The organism is Polyangium jinanense, assembly GCF_028435265.1.
In the GTDB taxonomy this organism is placed as follows: Bacteria; Myxococcota_A; Polyangia; order Polyangiales; family Polyangiaceae; genus Polyangium; species Polyangium jinanense.
Map to the genome: position 1 here is coordinate 151,250 of NZ_JAGTJK010000017.1, position 23,364 is coordinate 174,613.

Annotated in this window: 17 protein-coding genes; 9 read left to right on the forward strand and 8 right to left on the reverse strand. The window is 68.6% G+C overall.

The genetic code is table 11. The features are described 5' to 3' along the window. The first annotated feature begins 226 nt into the window (after positions 1–226). Positions 227–2,149, forward strand: a complete 1,923-nt coding sequence (locus tag KEG38_RS27815; RefSeq protein ID WP_272422040.1) for a M61 family metallopeptidase — start codon at positions 227–229, stop codon at positions 2,147–2,149. Positions 2,150–2,278: 129 nt separating this feature from the next. Continuing rightward, positions 2,279–6,421, forward strand: a complete 4,143-nt coding sequence (locus tag KEG38_RS27820) for a tetratricopeptide repeat protein (RefSeq protein ID WP_272422038.1) — start codon at positions 2,279–2,281, stop codon at positions 6,419–6,421. A 303-nt stretch (positions 6,422–6,724) separates the two neighbouring features. Here KEG38_RS27820 and KEG38_RS27825 read toward each other — a convergent pair whose 3' ends face one another. Beyond that, on the reverse strand, positions 6,725–7,552 hold the full coding sequence (locus KEG38_RS27825) for a GNAT family N-acetyltransferase (RefSeq protein WP_272422036.1): 828 nt from the start codon (positions 7,550–7,552) through the stop codon (positions 6,725–6,727). A gap of 49 nt (positions 7,553–7,601) precedes the next feature. Then, positions 7,602–8,096, reverse strand: coding sequence for a ferritin-like domain-containing protein (locus tag KEG38_RS27830; protein WP_272422034.1), 495 nt, complete (start codon positions 8,094–8,096; stop codon positions 7,602–7,604). Positions 8,097–8,374: 278 nt separating this feature from the next. On the opposite strand from KEG38_RS27830, the gene KEG38_RS27835 reads away from it, so the two are divergent. From KEG38_RS27835 to KEG38_RS27845, 3 genes are all read left to right on the forward strand, one after another. Then, positions 8,375–8,743, forward strand: a complete 369-nt coding sequence (locus tag KEG38_RS27835; RefSeq protein WP_272422033.1) for a hypothetical protein — start codon at positions 8,375–8,377, stop codon at positions 8,741–8,743. Positions 8,744–8,992: 249 nt separating this feature from the next. Next, positions 8,993–10,927, forward strand: coding sequence for a biosynthetic arginine decarboxylase (gene speA / locus KEG38_RS27840; RefSeq protein WP_272422031.1), 1,935 nt, complete (start codon positions 8,993–8,995; stop codon positions 10,925–10,927). Positions 10,928–11,329: 402 nt separating this feature from the next. Beyond that, on the forward strand, positions 11,330–12,529 hold the full coding sequence (locus tag KEG38_RS27845; RefSeq protein ID WP_272422956.1) for an MFS transporter: 1,200 nt from the start codon (positions 11,330–11,332) through the stop codon (positions 12,527–12,529). Positions 12,530–12,893: 364 nt separating this feature from the next. Here KEG38_RS27845 and KEG38_RS27850 read toward each other — a convergent pair whose 3' ends face one another. After that, positions 12,894–14,474 carry a PAS domain S-box protein gene (locus KEG38_RS27850; protein ID WP_272422957.1) on the reverse strand — a complete coding sequence of 527 codons (1,581 nt, stop codon included), beginning with the start codon at positions 14,472–14,474 and terminating at the stop codon, positions 12,894–12,896. 127 nt (positions 14,475–14,601) lie between these two features. Here KEG38_RS27850 and KEG38_RS27855 point away from each other — a divergent pair, with 127 nt between their 5' ends. The 4 genes from KEG38_RS27855 to KEG38_RS27870 all read left to right on the forward strand — a co-directional run bounded on the left by KEG38_RS27855 (position 14,602) and on the right by KEG38_RS27870 (position 17,381). Then, positions 14,602–15,123, forward strand: coding sequence for a hypothetical protein (locus tag KEG38_RS27855; RefSeq protein ID WP_272422958.1), 522 nt, complete (start codon positions 14,602–14,604; stop codon positions 15,121–15,123). Beyond that, complete coding sequence (gene tsaD, locus KEG38_RS27860; protein ID WP_272422959.1) at positions 15,111–16,178, forward strand: tRNA (adenosine(37)-N6)-threonylcarbamoyltransferase complex transferase subunit TsaD; 1,068 nt, start codon at positions 15,111–15,113, stop codon at positions 16,176–16,178. Before KEG38_RS27855 ends, tsaD begins: the two co-directional genes overlap by 13 nt. Positions 16,179–16,223: 45 nt before the next feature. Beyond that, complete coding sequence (locus tag KEG38_RS27865; protein ID WP_272422960.1) at positions 16,224–16,403, forward strand: hypothetical protein; 180 nt, start codon at positions 16,224–16,226, stop codon at positions 16,401–16,403. Between the two features lie 132 nt (positions 16,404–16,535). Continuing rightward, complete coding sequence (locus tag KEG38_RS27870; protein ID WP_272422961.1) at positions 16,536–17,381, forward strand: hypothetical protein; 846 nt, start codon at positions 16,536–16,538, stop codon at positions 17,379–17,381. A 7-nt stretch (positions 17,382–17,388) separates the two neighbouring features. Here the strand turns inward: KEG38_RS27870 and KEG38_RS27875 are convergent, their stop codons facing one another. Genes KEG38_RS27875 through KEG38_RS27895 form a run of 5 tightly spaced genes read right to left on the reverse strand, consistent with a single transcriptional unit; the run spans position 17,389 to position 23,309 of the window. Further along, positions 17,389–18,174 carry a YkgJ family cysteine cluster protein gene (locus KEG38_RS27875; RefSeq protein ID WP_272422962.1) on the reverse strand — a complete coding sequence of 262 codons (786 nt, stop codon included), beginning with the start codon at positions 18,172–18,174 and terminating at the stop codon, positions 17,389–17,391. After that, entirely contained in the window at positions 18,165–19,241 is a 1,077-nt protein-coding gene (locus tag KEG38_RS27880) for an LNS2 domain-containing protein (protein ID WP_272422964.1), read from the reverse strand. The genes KEG38_RS27875 and KEG38_RS27880 overlap by 10 nt, the downstream gene beginning before the upstream one ends. A gap of 60 nt (positions 19,242–19,301) precedes the next feature. Next, positions 19,302–20,222 (reverse strand): hypothetical protein, encoded by a 921-nt coding sequence (locus KEG38_RS27885; protein ID WP_272422965.1) that lies wholly within the window; start codon positions 20,220–20,222, stop codon positions 19,302–19,304. Between the two features lie 13 nt (positions 20,223–20,235). Then, entirely contained in the window at positions 20,236–21,852 is a 1,617-nt protein-coding gene (locus tag KEG38_RS27890) for a M16 family metallopeptidase (protein WP_272422994.1), read from the reverse strand. A 2-nt stretch (positions 21,853–21,854) separates the two neighbouring features. After that, on the reverse strand, positions 21,855–23,309 hold the full coding sequence (locus KEG38_RS27895) for a M16 family metallopeptidase (protein WP_272422966.1): 1,455 nt from the start codon (positions 23,307–23,309) through the stop codon (positions 21,855–21,857). Between the last annotated feature and the right edge of the window lie 55 nt (positions 23,310–23,364).

Genomic DNA, 23,364 nt, shown 5'->3' on the forward strand with positions numbered 1-23,364 from the left:
GGATGGCAGGTGCCTCGGGGGACGCGCTTCTGGAGAGCCTTACGAGAGACGCGAACCTGCCAAGCCTTTTTTGCAGTTGTCCTCCGCCATAGCGTTTCTTGACGCGGCTCCGTTTTCGCCCTGCCTTCGCTGATCCTGGCGCCTCGAGCCCCATTTGACGACCGCGCACGAGCGGCCTACACATCATGTGGGGCGACATGGGGGAAGCCATTTCGGGGGGGCATCCATGCGAAACATTTCCATGATGAGGAGTTGGTTGAGTTGGGTCGCGGTGGCGTTGATTTCGATCGGCGCCGGGAGCGCGGAGGCTCAGACCATTCGCCTGAGCGTGGACTTGAGCCAAGCGCCCCGCCGGCTCTTTCATGCCAAGTTGATCATCCCCGTCACACCGGGACCTCTTACTCTGCTCTATCCCAAATGGATTCCCGGCCACCACAGCCCGCAAGGCCCGATTGTGAACCTCACGGGACTGAAGTTCACCGCCGCGGGCCAGACGCTCGCTTGGAGACGCGACGACGTGGACATGTATGCCTTCCATCTGGAGGCGCCTGCCGGAGCGGATGCCATCGAGGTCGAGCTCGACTACATCTCACCCACCCAAGCAGCTGAGGGTTCGTCGGCCAGTGCGCAACTGGCTGTGTTGAGCTGGAATCAGGTCTTACTCTCTCCCCAGGGCCGCACACCTGACGATCTGACCTATGCCGCCACGTTGCGCCTGCCCGCCGGGTGGAAGTTCGGCACCGCGCTACCGGTGGCAAAGCAGAGCGGGGAGACCATCGAGTTTGACCCTGTATCTCTGACGACCCTCGTGGACTCGCCGGTCCTCACCGGCGCTCATTTTCAGACGATTCCGCTCAGCGTCTCCAGCCTGCCTCCTCACCAGATAGACATGGCCGGCGATTCCGAGTCGGCGCTGGAAATGCCGGCGCAAATGGCCGAAAACTACCAACGACTGGTCGCCGAGGCCCACGCCCTTTTCGGCGCTCATCACTATCGCAGTTACCGTTTCCTGGTATCGCTCAGTGATCACGTGGGTGGTTACCTCGGACTCGAACACCATGAATCCAGTGACAACCGGCTTCCGGAGCGTTCCCTCAGCACCGACGGCTTGCGGCAGCTGGCGGGCAGCTTGCTTTCGCACGAGTTCGTGCATTCCTGGGTCGGAAAATACCGTCGCCCCGCTGGCCTGGCGACGCCCGATTTCCAGCAGCCAATGAAGGGAGAGATGCTGTGGGTTTACGAAGGACTCACGGAATACCTGGGGAATGTGCTCGCGGCCCGCAGCGGCCTCTTCACGCCCGAGGAGTATCGGGAGGATCTTGCGAGCACCGCTGCGTATCTGGATCGCGCCCGCCCAGGACGCACGTGGCGCCCCCTGGTAGACACGGCGATCTCGTCACAGATCCTCGGCAGCGCGCCGCGGGAATGGAGAGCCTGGCGGCGGGGCACCGATTACTACGGTGAGGGGGTGCTGATTTGGCTCGAAGCCGACGGGATCATCCGCCAAGAGACCCAGGGCCGGCGGTCGCTCGACGACTTCATCCGCCTCTTTTACGGCGGAAGCAGCGGCGCCCCCGAGATGAAGCCCTACACGTTCGACGACCTGGTCGCTGCCCTCAATGACGTGGCTCCCTACGACTGGAAGGGTTTCTTCGACGCTCGATTGAACTCCACGGAACCGCACGCTCCACTCGGAGGCATCGAATCGAGTGGGTGGAAGTTGACCTATACCGACAAACCCAACGAGCTCACGGAATCCCTTTATAGGGAGTATCGACGGCTAGCAGACTTCAGCTATTCGATCGGGTTGATGGTTCGCACGCGGAGCGAGGACGGGAGGATCGTGGACGCCATCAACGGTATGCCAGCGGAACGGGCCGGCCTCGCGCCCGGCATGAAACTGATTGCGGTGAATGGACGGCAATGGTCCGCCGAAGAACTCCGAAACGCCCTGCGGACGGCCAAGAGGACGCGCCAGCCCATCGAGCTGCTGGTGGAGAACGCAGGGTTTTATAGGACCTATTTCGTGAACTATACCGAGGGGGAGAAACATCCGCACTTGGAACGCGACTCCTCGAGACCCGACCTGCTCGGTGAGGTCATCAAGTCTCGGGCGCCCCGCGGTCCGGCGAGCTCGGGCAAAAACTGAAAAAACTGACAGCCGCGCGCGGACATCTCCTCCGAACTCGACCCGGACTTCCGTTTCCGCCTCCGCTTGCCGGTTCCGCTCTCCTCCGCGAGCAGGCTCGACGCGCCTCCGCGTGATACCCTCCCGCTCGTGCGCTCCCACGTCCTCGCCGGCTGCTTGCTCCTCGGCTTGCCCTTCGCCGCGACCGTCCTCGCGCCGCCGAGCGCCGAGGCCGCGGACTTCGACCCGTCCGGGCGCAACCGCAAGAAGCCGCCCAAGCCGAACCCGCAGCCCGGGAGCGGAGGTCAGCCGAAGCAGCCCAAGCAGCCGAAGCAGCCTCAGGGCGACGAGGCGACCGGCAAAGGCCCGGGGAGCGACGCGCTCATCGCGCGGTACACGGCGATCGTCATCTCGCAGCCGAGCGCGCCGTTCCCGCTCCAGCGGCTCTCGCAGCTCTATCGGGAGCGCGACGGCAACATCAAGAAGCTCGTCGAGGAGTTCGAAAAACGCGCTGCCACGCCGGGCGCCGACGCCTGGGCCGCGAAAGTCGCGCTCGCCGGCATCTACAAGCTCGACGGCCGCCCCGAGGACGCCGTCAAGACGTACGAAGCCGCGATCGCGGAGAAGCCGAACGATCCGCAGGCGATCCTCGCCCTCGCGCAGCTCCAGGCCGAGCGCGGCGACAAATCCGCGGCGCGCGCGAGCTACGAAAAGGCCCTCGCCCTGCTCAAACCCGGCCCGGACTTCGAGCAGACGACACGCACGCTCCTCGGGCTTTGCCTCGATCTGAAGGACTTCGAGGCCGCGAAGAAGCACCACGACGCGCTCGTGAAGGCCGCGCAGGGCTCGCTCTTCGTGAAGGCCGAGCTCGGCCGGGAGCTGCTCGCCCGGGCGCTCTACGATCGCGCCGAGGTCGAGTTCCGCGAGCTCGTGAAGGCCGCGGCCGGCGACAACCGCGCGCTTGCGCCTGCGCTCCGCGATCTCGGTCAGGTCCTCGCGCGACAGAAGAAGACCGAGGAGGCGCTCAGCGTGCTCAAGCGCGCGCTCTCGGTCGCGGGCGGCGCGGCCGGCGTGCGCGCCGAGATCCTGGTCATCATGACCGACGCCTTCCGCGCCGAAGGCAAGCTCGCCGAGCTCATCCCGATCCTCGAAGCCGAGAAGGCGCAGGACGCGCAGCGTCTCGCCACGCTGGGCGGCCTTTACGAGGAGACGGGCGACGTCGACAAGGCGATTGCCACGTACCGCAAGGTGCTCGGCATCGACAGCCGCGCGATCGACGTGCGCCTGAAGCTCGTGCACCTCTTGCAGACCGCGGGCGAGCTCGACGCGGCGATCAAGGAGTACGAGGCGCTCATCAAGGCCGCGCCGGGAAACCCGGACTTCGTCTTCGAGCTCTGCGAGACGCTCATCCAGCGCGGCGATCGCCCGAAGGCGCTGAAGCTCCTCACCGAGCTCGAAGCGCGCGTCGGCAGCGAGCCCGAGATCCTCGCGGCCGTCGCCGACTTTTACGAGCGCGTCGAGGAGAAGGACAAAGCCCTCAAGGTCCTGCAGAAGCTCGCGACCTCGGGCGGCGCCGACCACACGTACATCGTCGACCTCGGCGATCGCTACTACCAGGCCGGCGACAAGAAAAAGGCCCTGGAGACGTGGGCGCGCATCAAGCAGGTCGTGCCGAACCGCGCGCGGGCAAACTCCCTGCTCGGCGAGGTCTACCTCGACCACGACATGCCGCTCGAAGCGCTGAACGCCCTGCGCGAGGCCGTTCAGCTCGAGCCGACCAACGTCCGGTACAAGAAGAACCTCGCCATCGCGATCGAGCGCACGGCCGCGTCGCTCGGCAGCGCCGCGCAGCGTTACGCCGAGGCGCGCGTGATCTGGGAGGAGCTGCTCGCCGGCGCCCAGAACGACAAGCTCCTCGCGCGCGAGGCGCGCACGCACATCGTGAGCTTGTGGTCGCTCGCGCACGAGCTCCCGAGCCGCGTCGCGCCGCTCACGGCGCGCTTCAACGGGAGCCCCCCCGATCTCGAAGCCGGAAGGCTGCTCGCCGAGGTGCAGCGCCGCCTGCATCGCCTCGCGGACGCCGAGGCCACGCTGCGCAAGGTCACCGAGCTCGCGCCCGGCGACGAGGAGAGCCTGCTCGCGCTCGAACGAATCTTGGTGCTCGAACAAAACCTGCTCGGCGCGATCGGCGTCCTCGAAAAACTCGTCGAGGTGAACCCCAAGCGCGCCCGCGAGTTCTACCAGCGCATGGCCCAGTACGCGGCCGAGCTCTATCGGGACGACGACTCCATCAAGTACGCAGCGCGCGCCGTCGAGCTCTCGCCCGAGGACGCAAACGGCCATCAGAAGCTCGGCGACATGTACCGCCGGCGGCAGGATTTTCCGCACGCGATCGCGGAGTATCGGCAGGCCATCCAGCGGAACGATCGTCTCTTCCCGGTCTACTTCGACCTCGCCGAGTTGCTCCTTTCGAGCGGCCAGGTCGACGAAGCCGATCGCCTCTTCCGCCGCGTCGTGCGCTCCTCCCCCGACGAGGAGCTCGTCTCGCGCGCGGCGCGCATGAGCATGCAGATCAACCTCGGCAAGAACTCGCTCGAATCCCTCGAACGCGAGCTTTTGCCGGTGGCCGTCGGCAACCCGCAGAAGGGGATCTACCGGCGCCTGCTCGTCGAGCTGTACGGCGCGATGACGCTGCCACTCGTGCAGAAGGTGCGCCACGAGGGCGGGACGTCCCCTGCGGCGAAGGCGGCCCGCGCGGAACTCGCGAAGATCGGCGCACGCGCGATCAAGCCGCTGCTCGACGCGCTCGCCGACGACAAGGAGTCGCAGCAGAAGATCGCGATCGAGGTGCTCGCATACGTCGAGAACAAGAGCGCGGGACCGGCCCTCTACAACTACGCCACGGGCCAGGCCGACAAGAGCCTGCGCGTGCGGGCCATGATCGCATGCGGCGCGCTGCGGGATCCGTCGATCCTGCCGCGCTACGAGCAGATGCTCGCGCCAAAGGACACGGGCGCGGCGCTCCTGCCGAGCGACTCCATCGCCGTCGCCGCAGCCTGGGGCGTGGCGCGCATGGGCGACAAGAAGGCGGAAGCCTTGCTCGTCAAACTTCTCGGCTCGACCTCGCCGGAGGTGCGCGGCGTCGCGGCCCTCGGCCTCGGGCTCACGCACGACAAGAAGTACACGCCCGCGCTCGTGGCCCTCGCCCGCGCGCCCGAGGCCGGCGCCACCGCACGCGCCGCAGCCGTGCACGCGCTCGCGGAGCTGGGCGCTTCCCAGAGCGAAAACCTCCACATGCTCGTCGCACTCGCCGACGCGAACGAGCCGATCCTCCGGCAGGCAGCCCTCGTGGCCCTCGCGCGTCTCGCGCCAAAGGGCGACGCCGCGCAGAGCGCCTCGGCCGAGAACGCCCTCGCGTCGAGCCTCTTCGCGACCGACGAGTCGATGCGCCGCACCGCCGTCGCCGCCGCAACCGCGCTCGCCACAAAAAACTTCTCCCGCACGGGCGAAGCACTGCCGGTGCCCGATGGACCACTCTCCATGAAGGAGATCCTCGCAGGCCTCGGCCCCGACGCGGCACGCCTCGCGTCCGCCCGCGCCCGCGCCCTCGTCGCACTCGCGCCCTCGCTCGAACGCGCAGCCGTGGCCGCAGCCTCGACCTCACCAGATCGCGCCCGCGTCGTGGCAGATGCGCTTCTTGCAAGCGACGCAGATCTCTCACTCGCGCCCCTGCTCGGCGCCGACGACAAACTCGATCCCGAGTCGGCACGCGCAAGCTCCGCCGCGATCGAGCGCATCGCCGCCGCCGTCGTCCCCGCATTCGTCGCGCTCGTCCGCCATCCGGCGCTCGAGGTCCGCACGCGCGCAGTCGAGCTCCTCGCGCGCAGGCCCGAAAAAGAGGCACAAGACGCCGTGATCGACGCGCTCTCCGATCCCGAAGAAAGCGTACGGCGGGCAGCCCTCGCCGCACTCGGCAAGGTCAAGCACCCAGCCACCATCGCCGCCGTCGCGCGTCTCGGCCGCGAGGCTCCGAGCTGGCCGCTCCGCGTGCGCGCCGCCGAAGCGCTCGGTCGTCTCGGAGCAGGCGCAGGCGGCCGCGTCGCCTTCGACACGCTCACCACAATCGCGCAGGAGGACCCGTACGCCCTCGTGCGCGAGGCCGCGGCCCTCTCGATGGCCTCACTCGATCGCGCCGCCGCCGAGCCCATCCTGCGCAAGCTCTCCACAAGCGACCCCGAGCCCCGCATCCGCAAGACAGCCGCAGACCTGCTCGCCGGGAAGGCTACGAACTAAGCCGCTGCGCCGGGGCTCTGCCCCGGACCCCGCGGGGGCTGTTCGCCCCTCGACCCGAACCAGGGCAAGCCCTGGACTCGGGGTGGAAGAACTGCGCGATGCGCAGTTCTTCCAGCAGGACGGCGTTGCCGGTTGAAAGGTCAACGCGGCTGTCTTGGTTGGCAGGGGTTTCCTCGGCCTGTTCGATGAACTGCGCATCGCGCAGTTCATCGACCAAAGGTCCAGCGCTTGCGCTGGTCCGGGTCCCGGGGCGGATAGCCCCGGGTGGGGCCTGGGGCAACGCCCCAGCGCGGCGCCCCCGGGTCAAACCCGTTCCGGGATTGGCCCTTCCATGTTCACGATCTCCATCCGCACCGACGCGCCCGCCTCGATGAGCGCGCGTTTCGTTTCGGGATCGCCCTCCACCACGACCTGCGTGAACGCGTCCTCGGGCCGCGCGTGTGGCCGGACGGCTTCGAGCAGCGGCCGAACGAGCTTCGGCCTTGCCACGCGGAACGGGAATGACCCCGGGAACGACGGATTGAAGCAGGCGAACCCCACCCGCGCCTCCTCCGGCTGCGCCGCGTCAACGAGCCGGAGCAGCACCCACCCTGCCCGCGCGCGGCAGACCGTGATCGAACCGATGGGCAGCCCAAATGCCGCCTCCAGTGCCGCGTCCTCGCGCGGATCGATCGCTCGCGCCGTGATCCCTTCTTCCCCGCCGGGTAGACGCGCGAGCACGTCCCAGCTGAGTCGCATCGGCGTCGACTCGTACATCTTCGCCATGCCGAGTGACGAATACAGCGCGATCGCCACGGTGTTCTCGACCTTCACGTTGAGGCACCAGCGCGAGCAGCCTGCCGCGCGGAATCGCTCGGCGCTCGCCCGCATCAGCGCGCGCCCTGCGCCTTTGCCGCGCGCCTCGGGCGCGACGACCACGTGGCGCACGTACCCCGTCTCCTTCAGCACCACCACGTACGCGTACCCTATGAGTTCGCTCCCCTGCTCCAGGATCAGCGTGTGGGGCATGAGCTCCACGCCCCAGACCTCGCGCGACAGCGTGGGATCATCCGTCCCGAGCTCGGGAAACAAGCGCGCGTACGTGTCGTAATCGGCGGCCGTGGCGGGCCTCGCCGAGAAAAACGCAGACATGCGGGGAGCGTATCACCGAAGGCTTGCAACGCGCCTTCGCACGGCCTCGTCAAGCCGCCTTGCGCGTGCCTTGGGCGTCCACCGACAGCTCGCGGAGCTCGGGCTGCTCGACGTCCCAGCCCCGCAGCACGACGGCGCCGCGGATCCAGCGCATGTGCCGCCGTTCATCCTCGAAGTTCGCCGCGACGAGCGCGCGGATCTCCTCCGGCAGCCCCGCTTGCAGCGCCGACGCGTATGCGTTGTTCGAAAGCTCCTCGTTGCCGCGCATCGCGAGCACCGCTGTTCGATCCTCCTGCGAGGCGAGCGAGGTGAAGCCCTGGATGATCACGCCCTTCGTATCGAGCTCGCTCGGGGGCTCGAATCCCGCGCTGCGGACGTGCTCGCCGAGCTCGCGCACGTGCCGGAGGTGATCCTCCTGGAACTCGGAGAACTTCCCCTGGATCTCCTCGTCCTTGCAGACTCCGCGCGCCACCTCGTAGGCCGCTACGCACGCGAGATCGAGCTCGATGAGCTCGTTCAGACACTGGATGATCTTCTCGTCCATGTCCTCCTCTTCCCTTTCGTCACGCGGAGGGCGCCGCGCCCTCGGGAGGCTACGTGGCGAGGCCACGCATCACCCGCAAGCGTCGCGCGCCCATCGGAAGGTTTTTCCTGCCAGACGTGGCCCCCCGGGCTCGACCTTTCGAGGCGCGCGAGCCCGGCAAAACCATGCGCCCTGGTCGCCCTCCCGTGGCTCCCTTGCATTCCCCCCGCCCCGTCTGCTACATGGCGCCCCCTACCCATCACCGTGCGAGTGATCTCGCGCAACAACGGAGGAAAGACATGGCACGCAAGGCACCGCTCTCGATCGTCAAGGAGAAGTTCGGCGAGAAGGCGAAGCTCGTCGAGGCGCTCAAGGGCTTCATGACGGAGGACCTGTGGGTCGGCCGCACGAGCGCGGATCGCGGCGGCGACAAGGGCCTCGATCACGTCTCGAACGCCAAGCTCCTGCGCCTCCACGCGACGTTCTCCGAGGTCAAGGAGAAGTTCGGCACCCGGGCCAAGCTCATCGACGCCATCCTGACGGCCGAGAACCGGTCGAAGGACGCCGGTTACCGCAAGCGCCTCGAGGCCTTCCCGGTTCCGCGCCTGTACGACCAGTACAAGGCCGCGTCGAAGCGCGCCAAGGCCGCCACGCCTGCCAAGGCCTGAGCCCGCTCCCCCCTCTGCCTCCCCCCGTCTGTCTGTCCCGTCCTATCGGCACCACACCCTACCCTTGAAGGTTCGACCTTCCTGGCGTATTGAGCCGCAGCGCGGACGTACCGGAAGACCGACGTCCGTCGCACAGCATTTCACGTTCAAAGCCGCCCCTGGCTCCCTCGCGCGCTGCGAGGGAGCTCTGCCCCGTACAGCACGTCGCGCAAGGGCCATGGCCCTCGGGTCCCAAGGGAGACGAAGACGTTGACCAGCAGCCATCACGACACCGACACCGACGCGTGGAGCACCGACGACGCGAAGGCCCTTTACATGATCGACCGCTGGGGCCGCGGCTACTTCGACGTGAACCCCACGGGGAACATCACGGCGGCGCCCCTCCAGGATCGAGGTCGCAAGATCGCCCTCATCGACGTCGTCGAAGAGGCGCGTGATCAGGGCCTGCGCACCCCGCTCCTGATCCGCTTCCAAGATCTCTTGCACCACCGCGTGCGAACGCTGAACGAGGCGTTCAATCGCGCGATCTCCGACCTCAAGTTCCGCGGCACCTACCGTGGCGTGTTCCCCATCAAGGTGAACCAGCTCAAGGAGGTCGTGGAGGAGATCCTCGAGGCGGGCCGGACCTACCACTACGGCCTCGAGGTCGGCTCGAAGCCCGAGCTCTTCGCGGGGCTCAGCGTCCACACCGACAACGAGTCGCTCATCGTCTGCAACGGCTACAAGGACGAGAACTTCATCCGCACCGCGATGATCGGCCGCAAGCTCGGCAAGAAGGTCATCCTCGTCGCGGAGAAGCTCTCCGAGGTGCGGACGATCGTTCGTGTTGCAAAGGAAATGAACGTGGAGCCGATGCTCGGCCTCCGCGTCCGTCTCATGACGCAGGGCGCCGGCAAGTGGGCCGAGAGCGGCGGCGAGCACGCGAAGTTCGGCCTGTCCACGGCGGAGATCCTCGCGGCCTGCGGGATCCTCGCGGAGGCGGGCATGAGCTCGGCGTTCAAGCTCCTGCACTTCCACATCGGCTCGCAGGTCCCCGACATCCTCGTCATCAAGCGCGCGGTGCGCGAGGCGGCGCGGCACTACGCCAAGCTCCGCAAGATGGGGCACCGCATCGAGTACATGGATGTCGGCGGCGGCCTCGCGATCGACTACGACGGCTCGCGCTCGACGTTCCACTCGTCGATGAACTACTCCGTCGAGGAGTACGCGCGCGACATCGTCTTCAACATCGCGGACATCTGCGACGACGAGAAGGTCCCGCACCCGAACATCGTGAGCGAGTCGGGGCGCGCGATCGTCGCGCACCACTCGGTGCTCGTGGTGCAGGCGTTCGGCTCGATCGAGAAGACCCCGGAGGCGCCGATCGACATCCAGACGGAGGAGCACAAGCTCATCCGCAACCTGCTCGACACGCGCGACAGCCTCTCGGTCCAGAACCTCGCCGAGTCGTGGCACGACATCCTCCAGGCGAAGGAGGAGTCGCAGAAGATGTTCGAGCTCGGGCTCTTGAACCTCGACGTGAAGGCGCGGGTCGAGGCCCTGTTCTGGGAGACCGCCGAGCGCATGCAGAAGCTCATCACGGCGCTCGATCCCGCGGAGATCCCCGAGGACGTCGTCGAGCTCCGGAACAAGCTCGCCGACCAGTACATCTGCAACTTCTCGGTGTTCCAGTCGCTGCTCGATCACTGGGCGCTCGGCGCGCTCTTCCCGGTCGTGCCGATCCACCGGCTGCACGAGCGGCCTGGGGCGGAGAGCACGCTCGTCGACATCACGTGCGACTCGGAGGGCAAGGTCTCGAAGTTCATCGACCTCTCCGACGTGAAGGAGACGCTGCCGCTGCACGCGCTGCGCGGCGACGAGCCGTACTACCTCGGCATCTTCCTCACCGGCGCCTACCAGGACATCATGGGCGACATCCACAACCTGTTCGGCCGGGTGAACGAGGTGCACGTCTTCCTCGATGACGACGAGGAGTGCGGCTACTACATCGAGGAGACGATCGCGGGGAACCAGATCCGCGAGGTGCTCGCGATGACGCAGTACGACACGCAGAGCCTCATCGCGAAGGTGAAGGCCCAGGTCGACGGCGCGATCAAGCAGGACCTCTTGAAGCCCACCGAGGGCATGCGCCTGCTCGCCGACTACGAGCGCGGCCTCAAGGATCAGACCTACCTGAGCTTCTGAGAGCGCTCGCCCCCCGAGCGCCCGCCTCCCGAGAGCTCCGAAACCACCCGCCCCCCCGGTCGCGACCGCCTCCAAAGTGGTTTCGAACCACTCAAGACCGCCGCGCGCGGCACTTCGAAGTGGTTTCGAACCACCCGCCCCCCCGGTCGCGACCGCCTCCAAAGTGGTTTCGAACCCCCCAAAACCGCCGCGCGCGGCCCATCGAGGTGGTTTCGAACCTTCCAAGACCGCCGCGCGCGGCACTTCGAAGTGGTTTCGTGACCCGTCCCCCCGGTCGCGACCGCCCCCCGAGGTGGTTTCGTGACGCGACGGAAGGGCGTGCTCGCGGCGCCTGTGTCAGGATGCGCGCCCAGCGCCACCCGAACGCCTCGTGGCGCGCCGTACGAACGAGGCGAGCCGTCGATGCGATCCCCGCTTTTGCCGATATTCCTCACCGTCTTCGTCGACGTCCTCGGCCTGACGCTCATCCTGCCGCTGCTGCCGTATTACGCGAAGGACTACGGTGCGTCGGATTTCCAGGCGACGCTTCTGACCTCGGTCTACGCGGCGGCGATGTTCGTCTCCGGCCCAATGCTCGGCCGGCTGTCCGATCGTATCGGACGAAAGCCCGTGCTCCTGCTCAGCCAGGCCGGCACGCTCATCGGTTGGCTCACACTCGCAGCCGCCCACAGCCTCGAAATGCTCTTCGTCGGCCGCATCATCGCGGGCCTGACGGCGGGCAACCTGAGCATCGCCCAGGCGTACATCTCCGACGTCACGAAGCCAAACGAGGAGCGCACGCAGGCCTTCGGCTTCTTCGGGATCGCCTTCGGCACGGGCTTCTTGCTCGGCCCGGGCATCACGGCGTTGCTCACGTACGTCTTCCGCGATGACCCCGATCCGCTCTTCAAGTACAAGCCGCCCACGCTCGCAGCCGCGGGGCTGAGCCTGCTCGCCATCCTGCTAACGGCGTTCTTCCTGCCCGCGCGCAAGCCCACAGCCCAGACGGGCCGGCGTCTCTCAGGAATGGCCGAGTACCTCGCGCGCCCCGGCCCTCGCAAGCACCTCGCCGAGTTCTTCTTCTTCAGTCTCTCGTTCGCCGCGCTCACGGGCGCACTCGGCGTCTACCTGAAGAAGCAGTTCAACTACGAGCTGCACGAGGCAGGCCTCATCTTCGGTCTCTCGGGGCTCATCGGCGCGATGGTGCAGGGCGGGATGCTCAAGCGGCTCGTGAAGAAGCTCGGCGAGGAGCGGCTGACCGCAATCGGCCTCGGGACCATGGTCCTCGGCTATTGTCTGCTCGGCCTGGCAACGAACGTCGGATTTCTCCTGGTACTCGTGGTGCTCGGCTCCTTCGGCGCAGCCGTGGTGCGTCCAAGCGTGACGACGCTCATCACGAAGAGCGTCGCCAAGGAGGAGCAAGGCACAGTGCTCGGCGTGAGCCAGTCCCTCGGCAGTCTCGCGCAAATCGCAGGGCCCGCAGCCGCCGGCTGGCTCATCGATCGCAACCAGGTCGTGATGTACGGCCTCTTCTGCGCAGCCTTCAGCCTGCTCGGGCTCCTGCTCGCGCTGCAACGCCGCGGCGTCGAGCGCCCCGTCGAGCAGGCGCACGCCGAAGGCTGAGACGGGGGCGCGCGGAGCGGGGCGTTGCCCCGCACCCCAGCAGGGGGCTGTCCGCCCCCTGCACCCCGGACCAGGCACGGCCTGGACCGAAGGCTGAGAAACTGCGCGATGCGCAGTTTCTCAGACGGGCCCGTGGCAAGACCACGAGCGGCGTTGCCAGCGGAGACAGCAGCGCTGCCCCCCTCAGCAGACACGTCGGCGCTGCGGTCTTGACTGGCAGGGTCGTCGCTGGTCTTGCCTCGACCTGTTCGATGAACTGCGCATCGCGCAGTTCATCGACCCCGGGTCCAGCCCCTGGCTGGTCCGGGTCCAGGGGTGGACAACCCCTGGTCGGGGTCCGGGGTGAAACCCCGGCGCGACGCCGTTACCGGCTGGCTGCCTCGCGCAGGCAGTACCGGAGGCCGTCCTTCAGGTTTCGGAGGGTCTTTACCTCGCCCATCGCGACGCCGAGGGTCACCACGGTTTGCGCGACGGCGGGGCGGAGGCCGGTGATCACGGTTTTTGCGCCGACGAGACTCGCGGCGCGGGCGATGGCGAGCAGACGATCGGCTGTGCTCGTGTCGAGCACGGGCACGCCTGTCAGGTCGATGATCAAGAACCGCGCTTGCAGATCGACCACGCTTCCGAGCGCGGCGTCCATCATCTCGGCGGCGCGCCCGCTGTCGACTACGCCCACCACGGGCAGACACAGGACGCCCTCCTGCACCTCCAGGATGGGCGTCGAAAGCTCCCGGATCGACGCGGCTTGCCGCTCGATGACTGCGAGCTTGTCGCGCAGATCGGCCTCTGTGTCCTTCCGCTCGGTGATGTCCACGATCGCGCTGGCGAGCCGCTGGAGCTCGCCGCTCTCGCTCCAGAGCGATTGAAACGTACTGGCCACCCACAGGTACGTGCCGTCGCCGCGGAGCAGCCGACCTTCGTAGTACGTCTCGGCCTTGCGCGACGCGATGTGCTCGGCGAAGAGCCTCGCCGCGCGCTCGCGGTCCTCCGGGTGCACGAACCCCTCCCATGCGCGGAGTGACTTCGGCGCCTCCTCTGCCGTGATGCCGAGCAGCCGCGTGAGCCCCTCGGACACGAAGATGGGCTGCTCGGGATCGGTCGGGTTCGTTGGATCCCGGGGCACGTAATCCCACAGCCCGTTCTTCGAGCCTCGCATGAGCAGCTCGAACCGCGCGAGACTCTCCTCGGCCCGCGCGCGCTCGCGCTCGATCTCGGTCCGGTCGAGGGCGATGCTCAGGACCCCGCGCACGCGCCCCTCCTCGTCGGCGAGCGGCGCGTTGTGCCATTCACATACGACCGTGCGCCCGTCCTTCGTGATGTTCTCGGTCGCGCCGAAACGCCCCGAGGGGATGCGGCCGTCACGGATTGCGAATGCGGCGTCGAGGACGGTCTCGTGGTGCGGCTCGGCTACGATGAGGTCGACGAGCCTTCGACCGAGTGCCTCGCTCCGCGTGTACCCGAAGATCCGCTCGGCGCCGGTGCTCCACTCGACGACCCCGCGACCGACCTCGGTCTCGATCATCGCGATGGGGGCCCGCCTGAGGTACGCCTCGAGACGCCGCGCGGCGGTGATGGTCGCGCGCCGCGGCTGCTCGATGGAACGCGCGCAGCAGAACACGAGACCCCGCTCGAAGACGACGCGCATGGTCCATTCGAGCCATTTGTACGTGTCGTCTGCGCAACGAAAGCGCGTCTCCTGCACGATCGCGCCTTGGGCCTCGACGGAGATGCGCGAGGTGCGCCGGGTCGGATCCCGGTCCTCGGGGTGCAAACGGTCTTCGAGCCGCATGCCTTCGAGGGCCTCGAGTGAGAACCCGGTCACGCGCTCCCAGGCCCCGTTCGGCTGGTACATCCGGTTGTCGGAGTCGAGGACGCAGAACAAGGCCGGGGCCTTCTCGAAGAACTCCCGTGGATCGATCCTGGGGCCTTGGGCTTGGGTTTCCATCGAAGGGTGGGCAGTCTACCAAGGGCGCGCGGAGAGGGGTGGCGGGAGAGGGGGGGCGAGGGCACAATCCGCGCCGATGCACACGGGTAGGCCGAGAGAAGCCGGGAAGCGAGCGCGACGAGGCCTCGTGTTCGCGCAGCTTCTCGTCGCCGGGACCGCCGCCGGGTGCAACGACGTCGCGCGTTTCTCCACGAAACCGCACGAGGCGTATTGCGGCGCCATCACGCTCGGGAGCCCTTTCCGCGAGGGCCTCAGCCCCCGCGTGCAGATGCGCCTGACGCTCGACGCGACCCGGCTCGACGGCGACGAATCTCCGGGCCGGCTCTGGACGTTCGAGGCTGCGACGCAAACGCGGCCCGAGCGGCGTCTCTTCGACGGCGCCGAGCTCCGCCCGATCCCGCCGCTCGCGCACGATCCGCTCTCGCAGTTCGAGATGGGCGACGGTCGGGAGCGGAACACGCTCTTCGCGGTCTCGCCGAGCGAGACCATGGCGGAGGGGATGCTCGCGTTCCTGTCCTTGCGCTCGGACGGCGGCGTCGAGGTGCGGCTCGTGCGCGCGGGCTCCGAGGATCCGGACGCGGACGAGGGACGGAGGCCGATCTTCGGCATGTTTTCGCTGGTGCGCCGGGAGGGCCAATGCGGGTTCTAGGGATCGAGACGTCGTGCGACGAGACGGCCGCCGCCGTGGTGACGGAGACCGGCGTGGTGCTCTCCGATGTCGTACGCAGCCAGGTCGAGGCGCACGCGCCCTATGGCGGCGTGGTGCCGGAGATCGCCTCGCGCGACCATGCGCGGGCCATCGTGCCGGTGATCCGCGAGGCGCTCGCGCGGGCCGGGATGAAGCCCGGCGACGTCGACGGGATCGCGGTCACGTCGCGTCCGGGCCTGCTCGGCGCGCTGCTCGTGGGTCTTTCGGCGGCGAAAGGTCTGTCCTTCACGACGGGAAAACCGATCGTCGGCGTGGATCACCTCGTCGGGCACCTGCTCGCGGTGTTCTTGCGGCGGGGCGAGGCCGAGGCCGAAGCGCCCGTGCCGTCGTACCCGTTCATCGCGCTCCTGGCCTCGGGTGGGCACACGGCGCTCTACCGCGTGGATGCGCCGCGGCTCTCGGCGATTCGCGAGCTCGGGGCGACACGCGACGATGCCGCGGGCGAGGCGTTCGACAAGACGGCGAAGCTGCTCGGCCTCGGCTATCCGGGCGGCCCCGTGGTGGATCGGCTGGCGGCGACGGGTGATGCTTCCCGGGCGAAGGACGCGGTGCCGCGCTCGATGGCGCATCGCGAGAGCCTGGAGTTCAGCTTCTCGGGGGTGAAGGCGGCGGTCATGCGCCACGTCGCGATGCAGGGAAAGCCGCCCGAGGGGCAGGCGCTCGCGGACCTCTGCGCGGCGTTCCAGGCGTCGGTCGTGGGCACGCTCGTGGACAAGGCGGTGCGCGCGGCGAAGGTGGAGGGCGTGCCGCGGATCGTGCTCGCGGGGGGCGTCGCGGCGAACCGGGGGCTCCGGGCGCGGATGGCGGAAGCGTGCGCGCGGCAGAAGATCGCGCTGTTCGTGCCGTCGTTCGCGAGCTGCACGGACAATGCGGCGATGATCGCGTACGCGGGGGCGCTCAGGTTCGCGGCGGGGGAGGCGGACGACCTCGCGCTGGAGCCTTCGACGAAGACGGCGCTGCCGCGGGTGACGCGGAAGGGGGCGGGGCTGCGGTAGGGCCCCCCCTCCCCTGCATCCCTCGCGCGTGATAACCTGGCTCCCGTGTTCGAGACGCCGCAAGACCTCGTAGGAGCGGATCAGGATCCCTACGATGCCGACGGGATCGATCGCTCGCTCATCCGCTGGATGCTGAGCCTGTCGCCGACCGAGCGCCTCGCGGTGGCGCAGGGCTCGATCGACCTCGTCGAGAGCGTCCGCCCGCTGCCCAATGGCGCTGGCTGACATTCTCCGGACGCTGCTCCACCACCGGGTGGATTTCGTCGTCGTCGGAGGCATGGCCGTAATGATCCGGAGCGCAGCGACGGCGACGACACCCATTGCTCCCCGCCAGAGCCCCATGCACATTGCTTTCCCGTGCCCACGCCTTCCCGCCTGCGCTCCGCCCTCACCCTCCCCCTGACCGCGGCGCTCCTCCTCGCTGCCTGCCACAAATCCGACCCCGGACCTTCCCAGCCTGTCGCGGGGGACGACGCCGCCGCGGACATCTCTGCCGGCACCGTCTCCCTCGAGCTTCGCAACGAGCCGGTCGACGCCGTCGCCGAGAAGCTCGCGTCCGCCGCCGGCAAACCCATCGTCATCGACGCCGACGCCCAGGCCGTCGCCCATTGCGCGCGGATCACGCTCCTCACCGGCGGACCCGTGCCCCTTCCGAATGCGATCCGCCTCCTCCGCGAGGCCCTCGATCCGGCCGGGCTCTCGCTCGTCGAGAGTGAAGCCGGCGGCATCATCGTGCGACGCATTCCGGACAAACCCTTGCCCGCCACCTGCGTGCGGGCCACGGGCGAGCCGGCCGCGCCCGCGCCTTCCAAGAGTGCCCAGATACCGGCGGACGTGGCCGCGGAGAAATTCGCGGCAGGCGTACGAAAGATTTCCGAGACCGAGTACGAGCTCACGCAAGCGTCGGCCGATCTCCTGAAGGGCGATCAGGCCGAGCTGATCCGATCGGGCCGGTTCGTTCCGACGCAGAAGGACGGAAAGGTCGTGGGCCTGAAGCTCTTTGGCATTCGCCCGAGCAGCGTGCTCGCGACGCTCGGGCTCCAGAATGGCGACCTCGTGACCGAGCTCGGGGGATACGCGCTCACGGGTCCCGACCTCGCGCTCGAAGCTTATGCGAAGCTCAAGGGCGCGAAAAAGGTCGAGATGACGCTCGAGCGGCGCGGGGCCACGCAGAAATTCCTCTATCGCGTCGTCGAGAAATGAGCGCCCGTCAGGCGCCGTCCTCTTCCATCACCCGGAGCAGCGCCCAGAACATCGCCTCGCCGTCCCGCTCGCGTTCGAGCGTCTTTCCATGCACGCGCGCCCATTCGAGCGCGAGCGGCAGCGGGATCCCCGCCTGTGGTTTGCCCGTGAGCTCCCCCGTCACCTTCGTGAGCACGTCGCCCATCGGCGACGGCCGCGGCGCAATCTCGATTCCCGGGTCGAGCGCCTCGCACAGCGCCGGATCCGTCACCGCGTTGTATTCGCGGCACGCGATCGGGCGCTCCTCGTAAATGCTGCACAGGTCGCCTTCGAGGAACGGGCAATCGATCCGGAGCTCGTAATACCGCCGGCTCACGTCGTCCCACGCCGCCGAGGACGTCGCCTCCTTCGAGACGAGCGCGGCCCGGCCCTTCGGCGCCTTCGAATCCACGAGCCCCGCCTGTTCGAGCCGCCCGATCGCCCGGACGAACCGCTCGCGCACCTCCGCGCGGCGCGGCTCCGGCATCGCGGCCATGACCTCCCCGAGCCGCCGCGCCTCGATCGGCGAGACCGGCACGAGCTGGCGGCAACAATGGGTGCAGCCCTTCTGACACGAGATTTCCTTGCCCTGCGCCCGCGCGTGCGCCGTCGAAATGGCCAAGATGGACGCCGAGAGCGACCGCGCGAGCGGCAAGAGCTCGTGCACCTGCGTGCGCCCGACCCGCACCTTGCATTCGATCTCGTGCGCCTCGCCGAGCAACTCGAGGTGCACCTTCGCGTCCTCGTACGCCTTGCGCGGGCCCTTCACGGACACACCGCCGGGAGCTCGCCGAGCGAGGGCAAGAGCGTTCGATAATCGTCGTGCTTCACGCCGCCCCGCGCGTCGACGTCGAGCTTGTAATAAAAGGTCTTCGGGATCCCGGAGCTCGAATAGGCGTCCACGTCGCTCGGCATGTTCCCGAACGCGAGCTCCGGCAAGAGCCCCGTCGCCGTCTTGAGCAGGCCGAGCTCGCCCGATTTGAAGGACGCGGCGGCCCCGCCCATGCGCCCCGTGGCCGTCACCGAGGTGTGCACGATTCCGGGCGGAAATCCGCGCAGCGCGAGCCATGCGCGGGTCCGTGGTTCGAGCCAGTGCGGCCGCGCCGTCAGGTAGAACATGAAAAACCCGCGGCCCGAGAGCGCGCGCATCACCTCCACCGCGCCCGGGTGCGTCTCGGAATGGTTGCCCGTGAGCACGTCCCCCACGAGCGCCTCTTCCTTCTCCGTCAACGTGCCGTCGATGTCCGTCACCACGATCCGCGCGCTCGGCGGCAGCACTTCGAGGAACAGCTCCGCGCTCGTCCCGTCGCCCGCGACCACCAATTTGATCCGATGCCGCCCCACGCCGAGCGGGCCGCCGGGCAGGACCTGCGCGAGATTCACGAAGATCTGCCCGCCCTGGTCCGCGACGCCGAGCACCGCCGGGTGAGAGCCTTCGCCCTCGGTCGTGCGGTACGTCCCGACCTTCTCCCACGAACCCCCGCAGCCGCGGAGCAGATACACGTCGATTTCTTCGTCCTTCAGATCCTTGTCCGAAGGCCCGTACGCGAATTTCCCGAGCACCCATTGCGGTGCGCCGGGGAGCAAGAAGAGATCCCGGCCGCGGTGCCGCGCGCCCAGCGCATTCAGTAGCCCCGAGCGATGGTGCCGGAACTCCCGCTTCGATTGCGCGGGAAATGGCGTGTCACACGAGGGCCGGAGCGCGCAGGGGCCCGGCGGAATCGCGGGCGCCGGCGCCTGCTCCGCGGTGGCCACGGGGCGGCTCTGTGCGGGGGCGCCCGAGCAAGCCGAAAGGGTGGTGACGAGGCCCAGGGCGGCGAGGGATCGAACGAAGAAATCCACGGGGAGCGGGATGATGCCAGAACCCGCGAGGGTCGAAAAGCGCGTCGTTCGCGCGATCGTTCAGCCGGCGCCGTCGATCGCCGCCGCCTCGTCGGGCTCCAGGAAGGGCCGCACGGCCTCGATCGATTCCCGCGAGACGATGGCTTTGCCCGCCGGCGACAGGTGGACGAGGAGCTGAACGAGCGGAGGCGCCGCCTCCGTGATCGCGTTTTTCAGGGCGTCGAGATCGGGCGCGCGCAGCGCGAGCAGGACGTACGCCGCCGCCGCGCGGATCTCCGAGGTTTGTCCGAGGTCGGCCACGATCGACGGCAGCTCGGCGAGGTCGCTCGGCGCCTGTTCGCGGTAGCCCGCCCGTTTGTTGCTCGCGGCCCCGAGCGCCGCGAGCGCTTCGAGCCACGCCGAAAGCGGCCGCCCCTGCCGCGCGAGCGACCGCGCCACGGGCGGCGCCGGCAGGATCCGCCCTGCGCGGCGCTGCTCGTACGATCGCAGGAGCGTCACAGCGCTCGCATGGGCGCTCTTGCCGAGCAGCGGCACCCGCGCGAACGCGCGCCCGCTCTCGTTCGTCAGAGTCAACGTCGGAATGCCGCGCCAATCGGGCTCGAGCTGCGCGGGGCCGAGCAGCACCCACGGATAATACGAGACGTATTCGTCGACCGCGCAACGCAGGCCGCCCTCGTCAAGCGCGATCTCCACACGCAGAGCCCGAAAGAACGGGCCCACGAGGGTGATCGCCGCGACGAGGAGCGTGGCCGCGACGAACACGAGCGGAATGAGGTAGAGGTCCAGAAACTCGAAGCTTCGCTGGACGACGCTGCCCCAGACGACGTACGCCGCGCCCGCCGCCGAGACCCCGCCGATCGTGAAGGCCCGCCGGACGGGCTCCGCGGGGAGCCCCGTCGGGCGGAGCGAGGGCGCACAGAGCCCCTTTCGATGGTGGAAGCTCGTGTCCGGCTCGCGAGGCTGAAACGCGTCGAACAGCAAGGGAAGGGCTCGACTACCGCCCGAGATTGACCCTCGGCCGCCCGGTCGGCCCGACCGGCGCGCCCTTCGCGGCATCCTTCTTCGGCTCCGCCTTGGCGTCCTTCTTCGCCGGCGCCTTTCGCACCTCGACGCCGCCGAGATCCAGCGCCGCGAGCTCCTTCTCCACGACGGCCGCGTCCCCGACCACGATCACGCGCATCTGATCGGGCCGGAGATACTTCTCGGCCACCCGCTTCACGTCCTCGGCCGAGATCTTCGAGATGCGCGACGGACGCGTGGCGAGCTCGTCCAGCGCGAGCCCCTGGACCGCCAGCGACGCGAGCGTCCCCGCCGTCTCCCCGGCCGTCTCGAAGCGCGCCGGCAGCTGCCGCACGAGGTTCGCCTTCGCGTCGGCGAGATCCTCCGCGGACACGAGCTCCTTCCGCAGCCGCTCGATCTCCGCGAAGATCTCCTTCACGGCGGGCGCGGTGGCGGGCGTCATGATCGCCCCGCCCGCGGTGAAGGGCCCGGGGCCGTGGCGCATGTCGAAGCCGCTCCGCGCGCCGTACGTGTAGGCGTGTTTCTCGCGCAGGTTCAGGTTGAGCCGGCTCGTGAACTGCCCGCCGAGCAGGGTATTCATGACCATCAGGGCGTCGAAATCCGGGTTTTTCCGGGGCACGCCCGCGAGGGTCACGGCGACGTACGATTGCGTGGCGCCCGGACGATCCACGAGGAAGACCCGCTTCTCGCCCTTGCCGACGGCCGGGGGATCCTTCGGCGTTTTCGCCGGGGTCCCTTGGCCCTTCCACGCGGCAAAACTCTTCTCGACGAGCGCGAGGGCCGCGGCCTTGTCGATGTCGCCCGCGATCGTGACCGTCGTGTGCTCCGGCCGGAAGAGCGCCGCGTGCTGGCGCGCGAGATCCGCGGGCTTGATCGCCTTGACGGACGCCTCGGTGCCGATGAGCGGATCCCGATACGCGTGCCCGGCGGGGTAGAGCCGCTCGGTGATGGCGTTCTGGAGGAGCACGCCGGGCTGATCGGCCTGCTGCAGGATCGCCGTGAGCCGCCGCGTGCGTTCGCGCTCGAGCTCCGCCGGATCGAAGGCCGGGTTCAGCACGACGTCCGCGAGGATCGTGAAGAGCTCGGGCGTCTTGTCGCGGAGCGCTTGCGCCGTCAGGCCCACGCCGTCGTGATCGGCCCAGGCTCCGTACCGCGCGCCGATCGCGCCGAGCTCCTCCGAGAGCTTGATGGCCGATCGCTGCTTCGTGCCGGAGAGCATCATGGACGCCATGGCGCTCGTGAGCCCCGGGGCGGACTCCTGCTCCGCGCCGCGGTTCACCACGATGTTCACCGCGACGACCGGCATCTCACGCCGCATCACGTAGAGCACGCGCAGGCCGTTCGGCAGGCGCGCCTCGTCGATTTTCGGCGCGATGAAGGGCGTGTCGCCCCCCGATTGCGGCGGGGTCTTCCGGAACGAGGGATCCTCGGGCGGAGGCGCGGCCGCCTCCTTCGGCGCTTCCTGCGTGGTTCCGGGCTCCGGCGGGGGATCCGGCGGCGGGGGCACCACGGGCGCGGGCGTCTGGCATGCGGCGAGCGAGAAAAGCGCGAGGCCGAGCAAGGCCCCGATCTGCGAACGGCGAGCGAGCATCTTCACGGCATCCCTCCCACGAGGCGACCGGCGCGCGGCGCGTCCGCGACGGGACGCACGAACGTGACGACACGTTTGTCCTTCGGCAGGTACGTCGCGAGCGCCTTCGTGACGTCGGCGGGCGAGACCTTCTCGTACCGGGCGAGGTCTTTCTCGAAAAACCCGGGATCCCCGGTGCGTCGATTGTAGTTGTTCAAGAGATCGGCCCGGCCCGTGACGCGTTCGGCGCTGAAGACGAGGCCCGAGAGCGCGCGCGTCTTGGCCCGATCCACCTCCGCGGCGTCGGGCGCCGTGGCGCGCAGCTTGTCGAGCTCCTCGTCGACGACCTTGAAGGCCTCGTCTGGGTTCTTGTCCTTCTGCAGGGTGACCGTGATCTCGAAGACGCTGCCGAGCTCCGCGGACTCCTGCGACGCCGTCACGCTCTGGGCGATCTGCATGTCGTAGACGAGCCGCTTGTAGAGCCGGCTCGATTTGCCGCTCGCGAGCACGTCGGAGACCACGTCGAGCTCGGCGTCGCCGGGCGCGAAATGGGGCGGCGTGGTCCAGGAGAGCACGATCCGCGGCAGCGTGACGCCCGCCTCGACGTCGAGGCGGATCTGCTTCGTGAGCGGCGAGGGCACCGGCCCGCGAATGGGCTTCGCGTCGGCCCCGCGCGAAAGGCCCCCGAAATACTTCGCGACGAGCTCCTTCGCCTTCGCCGGCTGGAAATCGCCCGCGATGACGAGCGTCGCGTTGTTCGGCACGTAGTAGCGCTTGAAGAAGGCGCGGACGTCGTCGAACGTCGCGGCGTCGAGGTCCTGCGGCGTGCCGATCGTGAGCCGGTGGTAGGGGTGCGTGGACGGGTAGAGCGCGGAGCGCACGAACTGCCGCACGAGGCCGTACGGCGCGTTCTCGTAGTTCTGCCGGCGCTCGTTCTTCACGACCTCGCGCTGGCTCTTGAACGTCTCCTCGTTGGCGTGGTCGAGGAGGAAGCCCATGCGATCACTCTCGAGCCAGAGCGCGAGGCCGAGCTCGCCGGACGGTACGGTCTCGTAGTAGTTCGTCCGGTCCGTGTTCGTCGTGCCGTTCCTGTCGCTCGCGCCGGCGCGCTCGAGGTAGCGGAAGAACTGGTCCTCGCCGACGTTGCGCGAGCCCTGGAACATCACGTGCTCGAAGAGGTGCGCGAACCCGTTCTTCCCGGGGCCCTCGTCCTTGGATCCCACGTGGTACCAGACGTTCACCGCGACCACGGGCGTGCGGTGATCCTCGTGCAGGATCACCTCGAGGCCGTTCGAAAGGACATACTTCTCGAAAGGCAGAGACACGCGCATGCCCGGCGTCCCGGGGGGGTTGGGCGCGGGCGCGGGCGCGGGAGGCGTGGGGGCGGCCACCTGGGCCAGAGAAAGGCCCGTCGGCACGGCGAGCAAGGCGAGGGATACGAGCCCGAAGGCGACCCTCCTCGGTGTTCGGCGCAGCATCGCGGCCCTTGTAGCAAATTCTCGGGCCCGCGGCCCTCGGGATCCGCGCCCTCCC

Bases quoted from the DNA above. Each gene is read 5' to 3' on its own strand.
- KEG38_RS27815 (WP_272422040.1), top strand. From the start codon at position 227: ATGCGAAACATTTCCATGATGAGGAGTTGGTTGAGTTGGGTCGCGGTG.
- KEG38_RS27825 (WP_272422036.1), bottom strand. From the start codon at position 7,552: ATGTCTGCGTTTTTCTCGGCGAGGCCCGCCACGGCCGCCGATTACGAC.
- KEG38_RS27830 (WP_272422034.1), bottom strand. From the start codon at position 8,096: ATGGACGAGAAGATCATCCAGTGTCTGAACGAGCTCATCGAGCTCGAT.
- KEG38_RS27835 (WP_272422033.1), top strand. From the start codon at position 8,375: ATGGCACGCAAGGCACCGCTCTCGATCGTCAAGGAGAAGTTCGGCGAG.
- KEG38_RS27845 (WP_272422956.1), top strand. From the start codon at position 11,330: ATGCGATCCCCGCTTTTGCCGATATTCCTCACCGTCTTCGTCGACGTC.
- KEG38_RS27850 (WP_272422957.1), bottom strand. From the start codon at position 14,474: ATGGAAACCCAAGCCCAAGGCCCCAGGATCGATCCACGGGAGTTCTTC.
- tsaD (WP_272422959.1), top strand. From the start codon at position 15,111: ATGCGGGTTCTAGGGATCGAGACGTCGTGCGACGAGACGGCCGCCGCC.
- KEG38_RS27890 (WP_272422994.1), bottom strand. From the start codon at position 21,852: ATGCTCGCTCGCCGTTCGCAGATCGGGGCCTTGCTCGGCCTCGCGCTT.
- KEG38_RS27895 (WP_272422966.1), bottom strand. From the start codon at position 23,309: ATGCTGCGCCGAACACCGAGGAGGGTCGCCTTCGGGCTCGTATCCCTC.